Genomic DNA, 14020 nt, shown 5'->3' with positions numbered 1-14020 from the left:
TGCGATGAGCGACATCAGCTTGCTGTACGACCAGTTGAACCATGAACGGGCGCCGTTCGCCGCGGTGCCGGCTGAAACGATCACGGAATGGGAGCCGGGCACATTTGTGGAGAACCTCGCACCCTTTCCGCCCGGCGGCTGGCTGGTCACCGTGCCGTCCCACCGCCGGATCGACCTCGTCACGGGCGACGGCCGGCGCAGCACCTTCGCGGAACTCGCTTCGACACCGACCGGGATCGTTACGGACGGAGACGGCGCCTGGGTGATCTCCGGAACCATAGGCGAGCCCGGCTGGTGCCTCAATCGCGTGCGCCAGGGCGATGTGGAGCACGCGTGCGACCTTCCCCAGCTCCGCTTCGGTAACGGAATGGCCCGCGACGACCGGCGGCTGCTGATCGCGGACTCCGCGCTCGGCATCGTACTGGCGGTCGATCTCGACGCGCGACGAGCCGCCCAATGGATCCACCACGAACTTTTCACGCCGCTGGAACAGGCGGTCGGCGTCCCCGGCATCAACGGGATCACCGTTGCCGGGGAGCACGTCTTCCTGACCAACACCGCGCGTGCGCTGCTGCTGCGCGTACCGGTCGCCGCCACCGACACCACGCACCTCGAGATCGTGGCCGACCGTCTGTTCGCGGACGATTTCGCGGTGCACGACGACGGAACCCTCTATCTGGCCACACATATTTTCGACAGTGTGCTGCGGCTGGCTCCGGACGGACGGCGTACGGAGATCGCCCGCGCCGGCCAGGGCGTCGAGACCAGCACCTCCGTGGCGATTGATCCGGAGGATCCGGACACTCTGTGGGTGACCGCCGCGGGCGAGCGCTTCGGCAGCGGCGGTCACGGCAAGCCCGCCCGGCTGATCCGGCTGAGGGCCAAGCAGGTCTCAACCCGGCACAGGCCCCAGTTGGTCCGACGCATGAACGCACGCAGTACGGTGCGATCCGTGCTGAACATAGGGCGGTGGGGCCGCTGAGCAGATGGCCTCGGCTTCGGGGCATCGGGGCTGGAATGGACAGCCCGTGATGAGGTCGAGGGCTCCGGAGGGTTCGCCTTCCAGTGCCGGCACACGTGGTTCGGCAGCTCGGCGCCGCAGGTCGGGGGCGGCCTTCAGCAGCGCCCTGGTGTACGGATGCCGGGGGGTGGCGAAGATGGCGTCCGCTGGTCCTTCCTCGGCCACCCGGCCCGCGTACATCACCGCGACACGGTCGCAGAGCGTTCTGATGATGCCCAGGTCGTGGGAGATGAACACGATGGTCAGCCCGAGATCGGCGCGAAGATCGGCCAGGAGGTTGACCACGGTGGCCTGGGCCGACACGTCCAGGGCCGATACCGCCTCATCGGCGACCAGTACGTCGGGCTGGACGGCGAGGGCGCGCGCGATGGCGACACGCTGGCGTTGTCCCCCGGACAGTTCGCGCGGTCGTGCGTCCAGGACACGAGTAGGCAGATTGACCATCTCCATGAGCGAGTTCAGGGCGGAGGCCATCCCGGTATCCGGGACGAGGCCGTGGCAGTCGATGAGCTCGGCCAGTACGGAGCGGACCCGCCGACGGGGGTTGAGCGACGCGACCGGGTCCTGGAAGACCATCTGGATACGGCGGCGCAGCTCCTTGGAACGGCGGGGGCCGATGTCCTGGCCGTCGTAGCGGACCTGTCCGGCCGTCGGTGTCGTCAGTCCGACGAGTACGCCTGCCAGTGTCGACTTGCCGCATCCCGACTCGCCGACGACGCCCAGACACTGGGAGCGTTCGACCGCGAGACTGACGCCGTCGACGGCCCTCAGGGTCGCAGGCGTCACGGATCGCCGGTTTTTGACTTTGAAGTGGACCTCGATGTCGTCCAGTTCGATGAGGGCGTTCATGGCTGCTCTCCAGCGTTGAGGGCCGTCTGCCGGAAGCACGCCGTGGATCGATGCGGACCGATGCTCAGCAGAGGCGGGTCCGCTTCATGGCAGGCGTCCGCGGCGAGCGGACAGCGTGGGGCGAAGCGACAACCGGCGGGGAGCCGGCCCGCGGTGGGCGGGGATCCGCTGATGGTCCTCAACCGTGTCGGAGGACCGTGCAGTTGCGGCATCGATTCGATCAGTGCACGGGTGTAGGGGTGACGGGGGTTGTCGACCAGGGCATGCGTGGGTCCCTGCTCGATGACGCGGCCGGCGTACATCACCGCGGTGCGGTTGGCGATGCGTGAGATCACCGAAAGGTCGTGGCTGACGAAGATCAGGGCCAGGCCGCGCTCGATCCGCAGGCGTTCCACGAGGGTCAGGATCTGGTCCTGAACGGTGGTGTCCAACGCGGTCGTCGGTTCGTCGCAGAGGAGCAGGGTCGGTTCCACCGACAGCGCCATCGCGATCATCACGCGTTGCCGCAGTCCGCCGGAGAGCTGGTGCGGCCACGCCCGGGCCCGTTGCTCCGGGTGCGGCACTCCGACTTCGGCCAGCAGACGCAAGGCCTGGCCGGCCGCGGCTCGGCGAGACATGCCCCGGGCCCGCTGACCGGCGGCGACCAGGTCCCCGATCCGCATGGTCGGGTTCAATGAACTCATCGGTTCCTGGAAGATCATCGAAACTCCGCGGCCGCGGAGCTCGCGCGGGCCGACGGAATGCAGCCCCTCGTTCTCCCGCTGGAACCGCATGGTCCCCCGTGTCTGGTGCAGTGCGGGCGGAAGGAGACCCAGCACGGAGCGCAGGGTGAGGCTCTTCCCCGATCCGGACTCGCCCACGATGCCGAGGCATTCACCGGCGTCGACATGCAGGGACACGTCGTCCACCAGCGTGACCCCGCCTTGTCCCGCGGCGATCGACAGGTTCGCGATCTCGATCACGGCTTCGGTACCGGTCATGATTTGATCCGATCGTCCAGGCCGTCCCCGATCAGGGCAAGACCCATTCCGATCAGGGCGATCGCGGCTCCGGGCGCGGCGATCAGCCACCAGTTGGTCTGAATGACATTGCGGCCGGCCTGGATCATCGAACCCCATTCCGGGGTTCCGATGGGGATGCCGACGCCCAGGAAGGACAGGGTCGAGATCGCTACGACGGCGAGCCCGACATCGACGAAGAAGTACACGATGCTCTGGCCGATCGCGTTGGGCACTATGTGCCAGGTGATCACCCGCCATCGAGGCAGGCCCCCCAGTCGCGCGGCACGCACGTAGTCCATGGAGCGCACCCTCCGTACTTCGCTGCGCAGCAGACGTGCGTAGACGACCCAGGAGATGACGGTGAAACCGATGATGAGCGGCAACTCGCCGGGGTCGAGGAACAGGAACCCGGTGCCGGGACCCAGAAGGCCCACCAGGGCGATGAAGAAGACGAACAGCGGGAGCGACACCACGATGTCGGACGTGCGCATGATGGCCGCGTCCAGCCAGTGGTTGCCGAGGCCCGCGACGATGCCGATCAGACTGCCCAGAATCGCCGGGATGAGTGAACCGAGCGCCGCCACGCGCAGGTCGATCCGGATCGCGTGGACCAGCCGTGTCCATTCATCACGGCCGAGCTGATCCGTGCCGAGAATATGGGCTTGCGAGGGTGGTGCGAGCCGATTCAGCAGGTCCTGGTCAGCCGGGTGTCCGCTGGTGATGAGTGGTGCGAAGATCGCCGCCAGGACGAACAGCCCGACGATGACCGCCCCGACGGCCAGCTTGCCGTCGCCGCGCCGACGGCGGCGGGGCTGTCGAGTACGCGGTACTTCCTCCCCGGCCTTGAGAGTGGCGGTCATGTGCTCACCGTCCTCGGGTCGAGCATCGAGACGACGGTCTCGCCGAGGATGTTGGCCAGTACGACTCCCGCGGCGAAGAGCAGTGTGATGCCCTGGACCGTATAGACATCTCGCTTGGCCGACGCCTCGACCAGGGCGCTGCCCAGTCCAGGGATGTTGAAAGTGGCTTCAAGGATGACGACTCCGAAGAAGAGGTAGCCGACGTTCAGCGCGAGCAGCGTGAGGACCGGGCCGACAGCGTTGCGCAGCACATGCCGGACTATCAGAGTGCTGCCCCCCACCCCGAGAGAACGAGCGACGGCGATGTACTCGGAGTCGAGCACGTCGATCAGGCTTGATCGCAGGCTTCGTACGAGGATGGCGGTGAGAAGGATCGCTCCGGTGACGGAGGGCAGTACCAGTGACCGGATGAGGTCTCCTGGACCCGACCCCAGATCGGCGACCGGAAACCATCCGGTGGGCATGGCCACCAGCCTGATCAGCAGGAATCCGACCCAAAACGCCGGCAGGAACATGGCCAGGAGAACGCCCAGCCTGATCGCATGATCGACGGTTCGGTCCCTGAACCAGGCAGCGGTCCACGCCAGGATGAGTGCTGCCGGTACGGCGAACATCAGTGTGCCGAGCAGGAGCCACAGCGTGTCTCCGATGCGCTGGCCGATGATGCTGCTGACGTGCTGCCCGTCGATCGACGTTCCGAAGTCACCGTGCAGCACCCGGATGATGTAGGCCAGGTACTGCCGCGGCAGACCGCGGTCGAGTCCCAGTTGATGGCGCAGTTCGCTCACTGCTTCGGGCGAGGCTCGTGGTCCCAGGCGCAGCCTGGCGGCGTCGCCCGGCGCGATCTGGGTCAGCACGAACACCACCAGCGTGACCGCGAGCAGAACGAGGATCAGCTGGAACAGCCGGCCCAGCAGGACTCTCATCGCTACCACGAAACGCCCCTCCCTTCCTTTGACGGTGCCGAACACGATCGTCAGCTCTTGATGCTCAGTTCGTCCGCGCAGTACGCCTGGTAGGGCGCCGCGGCGAACCCCCGCACCCGGTCGGCCACCGCGTCGAGTGCCTTGGGCACTGCCAGGGGAATCGCCGCGCGGCTTTTGTCGGCAGTGGCCTCGAAGGCCTGCGCGGCGGCCGTCACCTCGGACGGGCTGCTCGCCGCGTGGACTTCCGCCAGCGCCTTGTTGGCCGGCCCGGGGCTGGACTGGGAGAACACGACGCCCGTCGCTCCGAGGAACCCGAGGGGGTCGATGGGAGTCGGCGCGAGTGCGCTGTAGGTGATCACTCCGAGCTGGAAGTCGCTCTTGCTCAGCTTGTCGATCAGAGAGCTGGTCGGGAGCGGATTGACGGTGACCTTGACGCCTGCCTCGGCCAGCATCGGAACCAGGGCCTGTGCGGCGAGCTTTCCGGGGCCGCCGTCGCTGGGCACGATCAGCTCGATGTTCTGACCGTTGTAGTCGGAGTCCTTGACCAGGTCCTTTGCCGTCGCCAGATCCGTTGTGGACCAGGTACAGCTGGGACACTTCGTGACGCCTGGGACCTGCTGCGGCAGGAGTGACGTCGCTACGCTTGCTTCCCCGACATATCCGCCGGCGACGAGCTTCTTGTAGTCGATGGCCAGTGCGATCGCCTTCCTGAGGCGGACGTCACTGAGGGGACCCGACTTCGTGTTCGTGGTGAGGACGCTGACACCGGACGACGGCGCGCCGACGATCTGGTCCTTGGGGTACTGGGCGGCCGCTTCGAGCTCCACACCGTTGACGACGTCCAGGGACCCGCTTTGGAACTGCAGGAGTTGCTGCCCCCCGTCCGCGACCACCTTGTACTCGACCCCATCGAGGTAGGGCAGGCCGGACCGGTAGTAGTGCGGGTTGCGGGTGAGGCCGATGGACCGCCCCACGGTCTGCTTGCTGATCATGAAGGGGCCCGCCCCGACTGGCTTCTTCCAGTACGCGTCCGCCGTCCTGCCACCGTACTTGTCGGGGAAGATCGCGGCGTTGGCGGTCGACAGGACGGCGGGCAGCGTCTCGTCCGCCTTGGAGAGCTTGAAGACCACGGTCCTGGGGGAAGGCGTCTGCACGGACTTGATGGAGGAGAAGTAGCCGCCGTACAGCTCTCCCTTGCTCCACAGTCCTTCCGAGAACTTGACGTCCGCGGATGTGACGGGCTTGCCGTCGCTGAATTTCGCGTCCGGGTTCAGCGTGAACGTCAAGGTCTTGGCCTTGGGATCCGCCTTGTAGGACGAGGCCAGGGCCGGCCGGAGGGTCTTGCCGTCCGGGGTGGAGCGCAGGAGCGACGCGTACACCTGTGGGAACACTCGGTAACTCTGGGTCGCCAGTGCCTTCTGCGGATTCCACGTGTCGATGGCGCTGCTGAGCGACATGGCGAGCGAGCCACCCCGTTTGGCGGGCCCGGTGTCGGATCCGGACGGTGAGGAGGTCGAACTGCTGGGGCTGCACCCGCTGAGGAGGAGCGCGGCGACCGTGAGCGCCGCACCGCACGCCGTGGCCTCTGTTGCCGACCTGCACATAACTTCCCTCGCAGTTTCGTAAGTTATCTACCAAGCGAGGCTTCAATCTACGACGGGCTGCGTCGCCCGTCTAGACGTGAGGTGAAAGGGATGCCTTCTCCCCGGTGTCCGGCCCGACCGGGCCGGCGTTCTTGACATGGCGCACCATCCAGTCGACCAACGCCTCGTTCTGCGCCCGGCGCGACGGCACCGGGCCCGAAATCGTTCCTTCGTGGGATGCGTCCGGCAGCATGAGCATCTCGGCGACGCATCCCGCACGCCGCAGCACGGAGTAGAACTGCTTGCTCTGCTCCGGCGGGCAGCGGTGGTCGGCCTCGCCCTGGATCAGCAGGGTCGGCGTGGTACAGGTATGAGCCATGGTGATCGGTGACAGTTCGCGGTACCGATCGGAGTCGGTCTGGGGCAGGGCATCCAGTACCGCGGGCAGAAAGCTCAGCCCGACGTCGCTGGTTCCGTACATGCTGGAGAAGTTCGTCGCCGGATTCTCGATGACGGCGGCCCTGAACCGGTCGGTGTGGCCGACAATCCAGCTGGACATGTAGCCCCCGTACGACAGACCGGCGACCCCGAGCCGATCCGGGTCCGCCCAGCCCTCCTCCACTGCGAAGTCCACCGCCGCCGTCAGGTCGCGGAAGTCGTCGTTGCCCCAGTCGCCGATGATGGCGTCAGCGAAGTCCATGCCGTAGCCGCGCGAGCCGCGGGGGTTGACCATGAGCACCCCGAAGCCGGCGCCGCACAGCAGGTGGGCGTCGGTGACATAGGCCTCTCCGTAAGCTGCTTTGGGTCCTCCGTGAATGAGCAGAACGGTCGGCAGCGCTCCGACGGCGTTCGCGGGTCGCAGAAGTTTGGCCTGGACCGAAACGCCGTTCTCCGTGGGGACCCGGAAGGTGGTGGCCATAGACGGCACGGCGCGGGCCCGGTTTCGGGTGGCGGTGTCGGTGAGCCGTATGTCCTCGCCCGTGTCCATGTCGCGGACCCAGAGGTCGGGCGGGCTGGTGAGCGTACCGGTGGCGTGGAGCAGGCGCCGCCCCGCCACCGCCAGGGGGTAGAAGCAGCCCGGGCCCGACAGGAGCGTCGTGGCGCGCGGCTCGCCGTCCAGCGCGATGCGGTGCACCTCCAGGCGGTCTTCGACGTGCACTCGGAGCAGAGCGTCACCCTCATGTACGAGCAGTCGCGCGTCAGGGTCCATGAAGGGGATGGCTATGTCGCCCAGCACATCGCCGTTGACGTCGAGATTCAGACCGGTGGTGCGGTCGACCATGTGTCCCGGCACCGATTCCGTCGTCGCACCGCTCGCCGGATCCACGGTGAACAGCCGCCCCAGCGAGCGCGGCTTCGCGCCGAGGGAGGTCACCGCTATCCGGCCGTCGCTCAGCGCCGCCAGGGAAAAGAGGTCGGGTGCCCGTATGTGTTCGGTGACGGTCGCATCGGATCCGTCGGCGCTGACGGAGCGGACGGCCGCGATGCTCTGCTGCCATTCCTCTGGTCCGAAGCCGGCGCGGAAGGCGATCCGTGCGAGCCCGGCCCCGTCGGGTTCGGGACTGTCCGCGGGCAGCAGCCATGCCGGCTGGCTGTTGACCCACTCGTCGTCGGTGAGCCGCGTATGCGTCCCGGCGTCCAGGTCGTAGACGAAGATGTCGGCGGTTGCGTCGTCGACGAGACCGAGCCCGTCCGCCCAACCGATCACCCGGGTGATCCGGTACGGTGCCCCGGCGACACGGGTGCGGTGCGTGGCCGCGTAGGCGAGGCGGCGGCCGTCCGGGCTCCATGCCGGTTTCCCCGAAACCGAGCGGTTCGGTTCGTCCGGATCGACGAGCACCTCGAAGTCGACATGGGGTGCGCCGGACAGGCCTGCGAGCACGATGCGCGTGGCCGGGCCATCACTCGAAAGGAATGCCAGACGACTGCCGTCCGGCGAGAAAGCGGGGGTGTGGTCGCACTCGCCGAACTCCAGGGCGACAGGGGCCTCGCCGGGCTCGTCCACAGCGCTCAGGCGCAGGCCGCGTCGTTCGGTGTCTCCCTCGATGCGGGAGATGGACCAGGCGGCAAGCCTGCCGTCGGGGCTCAGGTCGGCGCTGTGGATCAGCTCCATCGCATCGACGGCCTTGGCTGTCGCGCGGTCGTATCCGGTGCCAGTCACGGGCATGGGCACTCCTTCGTTCGAGATTCGTAAGTATATTACGAGTTACGAAAGTTTCATGTACAGTCCGGGCATGGCCACTATTCATGCCTCTGACAACGGGCAGGCCGCGCTGGCGGATCGGGGCGCTCGAGAACGCGATCGAGCACATTGCCACCGGCCACCACGGCGACCGTCAGGCCGTTCCTGTCTGGGATGTGGCGGGATCGCCGACGCACGGGGAGGGGGTGCCGACGTTGCGATTGCGGGCCGGATTGCGGACCCTTCGCTCTATATTGCACCCCTTGTCCAGGAATTCGGCTGGGGCATCCGCGACGGGAATCCGCGTCACGACAACGGTCCCGCCGAGGCTGGGGGATTCGCATGACCTACGGAGGTAACGCATTGGGTTCGATCGAGCGTCCCGCACGCCTCGAGAGGGTCCTGTTCCGCAACGGCCTCATCGCCGACGGGACGGGGGCAGAGCCCCAGCATGGCGACCTCGTCATCGAAGGCGCCAGGATCGTCGACATCGGGACCGGTCTGGACGGCGATGTCGAGGTGGACCTCGAAGGACGGTCGATCCTGCCGGGACTCATCGACTGCCACGTTCACGTCATGATCGGCAGCATCGACACCGTGGACCGGTTGCAGACTCCGTTCTCCTACCCGTTCTTTCAGGCCGCTCGTCATCTCCGCATCCTGCGGAGCATCGGCATCACGCACGCCCGGGATGCGGCCGGAGCGGACCTGGGCGTGAAACTCGCCCTGGAGGACGGGCTGCTCGAGGGACCCCGCCTGCAGATCGCCATCTCCATGCTCAGCCAGACAGGCGGGCATTCGGACGGGTGGCTCGCCTCCGGAAACTGCGTCGAGAACAGGATCGGGCACCCGGGCCGGCCTCGTGGAGTCGTCGATGGCGTGGAGGAGATGCGCAAAGCGGTCCGCGAGATCATCCGGGCAGGAGCCGACGTCATCAAGGTCGCCGCATCCGGCGGCGTCATGTCACCGCGCGACCGACCACACCATGCCCATTTCAGTCAGGATGAACTGGCCGTTGCCGTCACCGAGGCCCGCGCGGCGGATCTCCCGGTGATGGCCCACGCCCAGGGCTCGGCAGGCATCAAGAACGCGCTGCGCGCAGGCGTACGCTCGATCGAGCACGGCATCTTCCTCGACGACGAGGCGATCGAGCTCATGCTCGAACACGATGCCTTCCTGGTGCCCACCCTGCTCGCCCCCAAGAGCGTGCTGGAGGCTGCGGCCGGCGGTGCGCGACTGACGGACGCCACACTCGCCAAAGCGCACGAGGTCGCCGAAGCGCACCTGATCTCCTTCAAACGGGCGTGCGAGGCGGGGGTCACCATCGCCATGGGCACCGACGCGGTCGGGCTTGCTCCGGGTCGCAACCTCGAAGAGCTGGACCTGATGAGAGCCAATGGCCTGAGCCCTGCGAAGGTACTTCGCGCCAGCACCCTGGATTCCGCCCGGCTACTGGGAGTTGCCGACAGGTACGGCAGCATCGAGCCGGGCAAGCGCGCGGACCTGGTCGTCGTGTCCGGCCACGCCCATGACTTCACCGGTCTGGCTCACCGGATCGAGGCCGTCTATATGGACGGTGCCCCGGTGGAATCCAGGCCCATCGGGACCCGCACCGCGGCATGACGCGCAAGGCGCTCCGGGCGCCTGGGTATACGAGAGGAGTTTCCGCATGACCAACCAGGTCATGAGCAAGTTCATCAATGGCGCCCCTGGCGCCAGTTCCGCGCAATTGCCCCTGGTCGACCCCCGCACCGGGAAAGTCCATGGCTTCACTGCCGTCTCCCGGGCCGACGAGGTGAACGCCGCCTTCGATGCGGCTGTCACGGCATTCCGGACATGGCGGATCAGTACGCCCGGGGAACGTCAGGCGGCACTGCTGGCCATAGCGCTCGAGATGGAAGAGCGGGCGGACGAATTCGTCGCCGCCGAATGCAAGGAGACCGGAAAACCAACCGAACTCTTCCGCTCCGAGGAACTGCTGCCGATCATCGACCAGCTTTGCTTCTTCGCCGGCGCGGCGCGCATGCTGGAGGGCCGTGCCGCGGCGGAGTACGTGCCGGGCCACACATCCATGATCCGCCGCGAACCGGTCGGCGTGATCGCGTCGATCGCCCCGTGGAACTACCCACTGATGACGGCCGTCTGGAAACTGGCACCGGCCGTCGCGGCCGGCAACACGGTGGTCTTCAAGCCCGACGCGGCCACTCCGTCCAGCGCGCTGCTGCTCGCCGAGATCTGCGGACGCCATCTGCCACCGGGCTGTGTGAACCTCGTGTGCGGAGACCGGGAGACCGGCAGGCTGGTGGCCGGCCATCCGCACGCGGACATGGTCGCCATCACCGGATCCACCCGCGCCGGCACCGAGGTGGTGCGTATCGCCGCCGATGATGTGCGCCGGACCCATCTCGAGCTGGGCGGCAACAGCCCGGTCCTGGTGTTCGAGGACGCGGACATGAGCCGGTGCGCGGAGTTGATCGCCGAGGCCGCCTTCTACAACGCCGGCCAGGACTGCACCGCTCCGTCCCGGATACTGGCGCACTCCGACATCCATGACGACCTTGTGGAAGCGCTGGTCGGCCATGCCCGCTCACTCGCACAGGTGGACCAGGGCAATTCCCGGGACGGCCGGAGCCCGTTGATCAGCCGATCCCAGCTGGAACGGGTGTCAGGACTCGTCGAACGCCGACGCGGCAGCGCCCGGGTCGCTGTCGGCGGAAAAGCGGAGGACGGTCCCGGCTTCTTCTACCAGCCGACCGTCGTCACCGGAGTCGCGCAGAGCGACGAAATCGTCCAGGAGGAGATCTTCGGGCCCGTTCTGACCGTGCAGAGCTTCTCCGACGAGCAGGACGCGGTCGAGCTGGCGAACGACGTCCGTCACGGCTTGGCGTCCAGTGTGTGGACCCGCGACATCGGCCGCGCCGCCCGTGTCACCAGTGCACTCGACTTCGGGATCACCTGGGTCAATACCCACGTCACGACGGCCGCCGAGATGCCGCATGGCGGGTTCAAGCAGACCGGTGAGGGCAAGGATCTTTCGCTCTATGGCCTGGAGGCATACACCAGGATCAAGCATGTGATGCTCGCATGGGCATGAGCCCTGAGATCGTCGGGCTGCTCCCCGAAGGTGACCGCGAGTCCGGGGGTACGGAATCCCCCGGCGGTCCGCGCCTCCGCCAACAGTCATCACCGATGGACTGCGAAGCTCATGGTAAATTATTTACCATCTCACGATACGGAGTACTCTAACCGCATGGTGGATACCCCGAAAGATGGCGCGACGAAGTCGACACGCACGCAGCCGACCGGCTCCCGGCGTCCGCTGCGCCGACACCGCCCCCGCGAGGAAACCCGAGCCCTGCTGCTGGCAACGGCAACGAACCTCGCCATCGAGCGAACCCGTCCCGAGTCGGCGAAACTGCACAACCCGCTGGCCGACATCCGCATCGCCGATGTTCTTGCCGAGGTGAACCGCCGCAATCCCGACGAAAAAAAGCTGACCACCGGAGCCTTTTATCAGATCTGGCCGGATCAGGCCGCTTTCCAACGGGAACTGATGAGCCATGTGATGGACGAGATCGCCACCCCCGGAGCGGGACAGATCCAAGCGCTCGCCTTCGAACTGGTCGCCGACGGGAAAGCGCCCGAGGAAATCTTCCGTCAGATCAGCGAGGCCGACTTCCGGTGGACCAGTGCGTCGCCGGAACTGTTCCTGGCACTCGGACTCGGGGCTCTGGCCCCGGTTGACATGGTGCGAGACGCCCAAGCCGGAGCCAATGAACGGTATGTCAACGAGACGGACCACCTGCTGAGCATCCTGCTGCGCTACGCGCGTCGCCGCCTGAAGTCCGACCGCACCATGGAAGATCTGATCTGGGCCATCGAGGCGTTGTCCGTCGGCTACCTGCTGCGCTCGCGCACGCACCCGGACATTCCCAAGCGGACAGACACCAATGGCTGGAGTGTCCTGGCCAGCGCCTATCTCGGTGTTGTCCATGCGTTCAGTGAGCCGCTTCCCGAAGATACGGAAGAATCCGAGACGCCATCGTGAATTCGATTGGATCACTGCCGGAGCAAGCACACACCATCGTGGTCGGGGGAGGAACGGCAGGGTGCGTCATCGCGGCGCGGCTGGCCGCGTCCGGGCGGGACGTGCTGCTCTTGGAAGCCGGACCCGACTACGGAGCGCTCACGGAAGGCAACTGGCCCGCGGAACTCCTCGACGCGGCCGAGCTGCCCACGACCCACGACTGGGGATATGAAGGACAGGGCGCGGCCGGCCAGCCATTGAAGTATGACCGTGCACGGGTGATCGGCGGGTGTTCCGCACACAATGGATGCAGTCAGTCCGTCGGCTGGGCCGGCGACTACGACGCATGGGCCGCTGCCGGATGCCCGGGGTGGAGCGCGTCCGACCTGGCTCCCCTCTTCGAGGCTGCCGCCGAACACCTGGGATTCCGCCGCTACACACAGGAGGAGATCCAGCCGTTCCAACGAGAGTTCGTCCGCGCCTGCCGCCAATCAGGGATACCGGTCCGAGACGATCTCGACGACCTCGACGCATCACAGAGCGTAGGGTGCGCGCCCGTGAACATCCGCGATCTCACCAGGATGAACACCGCGTTCGGCTACCTGGACTCCCAGCGCACCCTGCCGAACCTCGTCATCGCAGCCGACGCCCATGTTGACCGCATCCACTTCCGTGACGGCGCTGTCGACGCCGTCACGGTCATCGGGTACGAGCGGACATCGACCGTCCGAGCACGTGAAGTGGTCCTGGCCGCGGGAGCCTACGGCAGCCCCGAGGTACTTCTGCGCTCAGGTATAGGCCCTCGTTCCCATCTGGAGGAATGGGGCCTCGCCCTGGTCAGTGACCGTCCTGGGGTGGGCTCCAACCTGCATGACCACCCCGCAGCGCTGATGGAGTTCGCAGGTACCGCCGAACTGCGCCGGGATCTCGACGAGTTCTCCCGGCGCGGCTGGCTCCCGCAGGAACAGAGCGTACTCAAACTCCGCTCCCCGGTTTCCGACGGACCATACGACCTGCACATCTATCCGTGGGTGGAGCCCGACCCGGCCCAGGAGCACGGCTGGCGGTGCATCGTGCCGATCGGCCAACTCCGTCCGCGTTCGCGTGGCACCGTGCGGCTGACGTCTGCCGCACCGAACACGCCGGCCGCGGTAGATCCCCGCTTCTTCAGCGACGATGCCGGCGCCGACCTCGAGAGCGTCCGCTACGGCCTGCGCTGGGCAGCTGAGAACGTAGTACCCCGCATGGACCGCCACCTCGGCGCGCCCCTGCACAAACCGATCCCGTTGGACGACGCCGGCATGAACGACTGGATCATGCGTCACCACTCCCACTACTGGCATCCCGCCGGTTCGTGTGCCATGGGCACCGCGGACGATCCGATGGCGGTCGTCGACCACCAGGGAAGGGTGTTCGGTGTCACCGGACTGCGGATCGCCGACGCCTCGGTGTTCCCGGACATCCCCCGCGCCACGCCGGCGCTGCCGACAGTCGTGGTCGCGGAAAGAATCGCCAGGTTCATGATCGGAGCGACGGCTTGAACGGCCTTCGCCTCGCCGCACTGCTGTTAT

12 protein-coding genes are annotated in these 14020 nt (G+C 66.9%); 6 read left to right on the top strand and 6 right to left on the bottom strand.

The window, feature by feature from the left end; genetic code table 11:
- Positions 1–4 precede the first annotated feature (4 nt).
- Entirely contained in the window at positions 5–982 is a 978-nt protein-coding gene (locus JK364_RS00480) for an SMP-30/gluconolactonase/LRE family protein (protein ID WP_201846347.1), read from the top strand.
- Here JK364_RS00480 and JK364_RS00475 read toward each other — a convergent pair.
- The 6 genes from JK364_RS00475 to JK364_RS00450 all read right to left on the bottom strand — a co-directional run bounded on the left by JK364_RS00475 (position 893) and on the right by JK364_RS00450 (position 8407).
- Complete coding sequence (locus JK364_RS00475; protein WP_201846345.1) at positions 893–1870, bottom strand: oligopeptide/dipeptide ABC transporter ATP-binding protein; 978 nt, start codon at positions 1868–1870, stop codon at positions 893–895. The two genes, JK364_RS00480 and JK364_RS00475, sit on opposite strands and share 90 nt — an antisense overlap.
- Entirely contained in the window at positions 1867–2850 is a 984-nt protein-coding gene (locus JK364_RS00470) for an ABC transporter ATP-binding protein (RefSeq protein WP_201846343.1), read from the bottom strand. Before JK364_RS00470 ends, JK364_RS00475 begins: the two co-directional genes overlap by 4 nt.
- Positions 2847–3731 carry an ABC transporter permease gene (locus tag JK364_RS00465; RefSeq protein ID WP_201846341.1) on the bottom strand — a complete coding sequence of 295 codons (885 nt, stop codon included), beginning with the start codon at positions 3729–3731 and terminating at the stop codon, positions 2847–2849. The genes JK364_RS00470 and JK364_RS00465 overlap by 4 nt, the downstream gene beginning before the upstream one ends.
- Complete coding sequence (locus JK364_RS00460; protein ID WP_307841114.1) at positions 3728–4702, bottom strand: ABC transporter permease; 975 nt, start codon at positions 4700–4702, stop codon at positions 3728–3730. Before JK364_RS00460 ends, JK364_RS00465 begins: the two co-directional genes overlap by 4 nt.
- Positions 4703–4707: 5 nt before the next feature.
- Positions 4708–6114 carry an ABC transporter substrate-binding protein gene (locus JK364_RS00455; RefSeq protein WP_201846339.1) on the bottom strand — a complete coding sequence of 469 codons (1407 nt, stop codon included), beginning with the start codon at positions 6112–6114 and terminating at the stop codon, positions 4708–4710.
- Positions 6115–6331: 217 nt separating this feature from the next.
- Positions 6332–8407, bottom strand: coding sequence for a S9 family peptidase (locus JK364_RS00450; RefSeq protein WP_201846337.1), 2076 nt, complete (start codon positions 8405–8407; stop codon positions 6332–6334).
- Between JK364_RS00450 and JK364_RS57440 the strand changes: the two genes are divergently transcribed.
- From JK364_RS57440 to JK364_RS00425, 5 genes are all read left to right on the top strand, one after another.
- Positions 8295–8768 (top strand): acyclic terpene utilization AtuA family protein, encoded by a 474-nt coding sequence (locus JK364_RS57440; RefSeq protein ID WP_201846335.1) that lies wholly within the window; start codon positions 8295–8297, stop codon positions 8766–8768. The two genes, JK364_RS00450 and JK364_RS57440, sit on opposite strands and share 113 nt — an antisense overlap.
- The gene (locus JK364_RS00440) at positions 8765–10045 is read left to right on the top strand and encodes a metal-dependent hydrolase family protein (RefSeq protein ID WP_201846333.1); all 1281 of its coding nucleotides are present in this window, start codon (positions 8765–8767) and stop codon (positions 10043–10045) included. Before JK364_RS57440 ends, JK364_RS00440 begins: the two co-directional genes overlap by 4 nt.
- 46 nt (positions 10046–10091) lie before the next feature.
- Positions 10092–11516, top strand: a complete 1425-nt coding sequence (locus JK364_RS00435; protein ID WP_201848772.1) for an aminobutyraldehyde dehydrogenase — start codon at positions 10092–10094, stop codon at positions 11514–11516.
- A 156-nt stretch (positions 11517–11672) separates the two neighbouring features.
- Positions 11673–12470, top strand: a complete 798-nt coding sequence (locus JK364_RS00430; protein ID WP_201846332.1) for a hypothetical protein — start codon at positions 11673–11675, stop codon at positions 12468–12470.
- On the top strand, positions 12467–13990 hold the full coding sequence (locus JK364_RS00425) for a GMC family oxidoreductase (protein ID WP_307841112.1): 1524 nt from the start codon (positions 12467–12469) through the stop codon (positions 13988–13990). The genes JK364_RS00430 and JK364_RS00425 overlap by 4 nt, the downstream gene beginning before the upstream one ends.
- Positions 13991–14020 lie beyond the last annotated feature (30 nt).

Origin of the sequence: Streptomyces endocoffeicus, assembly GCF_016741935.1 — a bacterium.
Taxonomy (GTDB): domain Bacteria; phylum Actinomycetota; class Actinomycetes; order Streptomycetales; family Streptomycetaceae; genus Streptomyces; species Streptomyces endocoffeicus.
The sequence above is the reverse complement of the archived record's forward strand: the minus strand, read 5'-3'. Positions and strand labels throughout refer to the sequence as shown.

Coding starts and splice junctions, on each gene's coding strand:
- JK364_RS00480 (WP_201846347.1), top strand. CDS start 5: ATGAGCGACATCAGCTTGCTGTACGACCAGTTGAACCATGAACGGGCG.
- JK364_RS00475 (WP_201846345.1), bottom strand. CDS start 1,870: ATGAACGCCCTCATCGAACTGGACGACATCGAGGTCCACTTCAAAGTC.
- JK364_RS00470 (WP_201846343.1), bottom strand. CDS start 2,850: ATGACCGGTACCGAAGCCGTGATCGAGATCGCGAACCTGTCGATCGCC.
- JK364_RS00465 (WP_201846341.1), bottom strand. CDS start 3,731: ATGACCGCCACTCTCAAGGCCGGGGAGGAAGTACCGCGTACTCGACAG.
- JK364_RS00455 (WP_201846339.1), bottom strand. CDS start 6,114: ATGTCGCTCAGCAGCGCCATCGACACGTGGAATCCGCAGAAGGCACTG.
- JK364_RS57440 (WP_201846335.1), top strand. CDS start 8,295: ATGGACCAGGCGGCAAGCCTGCCGTCGGGGCTCAGGTCGGCGCTGTGG.
- JK364_RS00450 (WP_201846337.1), bottom strand. CDS start 8,407: ATGCCCGTGACTGGCACCGGATACGACCGCGCGACAGCCAAGGCCGTC.
- JK364_RS00440 (WP_201846333.1), top strand. CDS start 8,765: ATGACCTACGGAGGTAACGCATTGGGTTCGATCGAGCGTCCCGCACGC.
- JK364_RS00435 (WP_201848772.1), top strand. CDS start 10,092: ATGACCAACCAGGTCATGAGCAAGTTCATCAATGGCGCCCCTGGCGCC.
- JK364_RS00430 (WP_201846332.1), top strand. CDS start 11,673: ATGGTGGATACCCCGAAAGATGGCGCGACGAAGTCGACACGCACGCAG.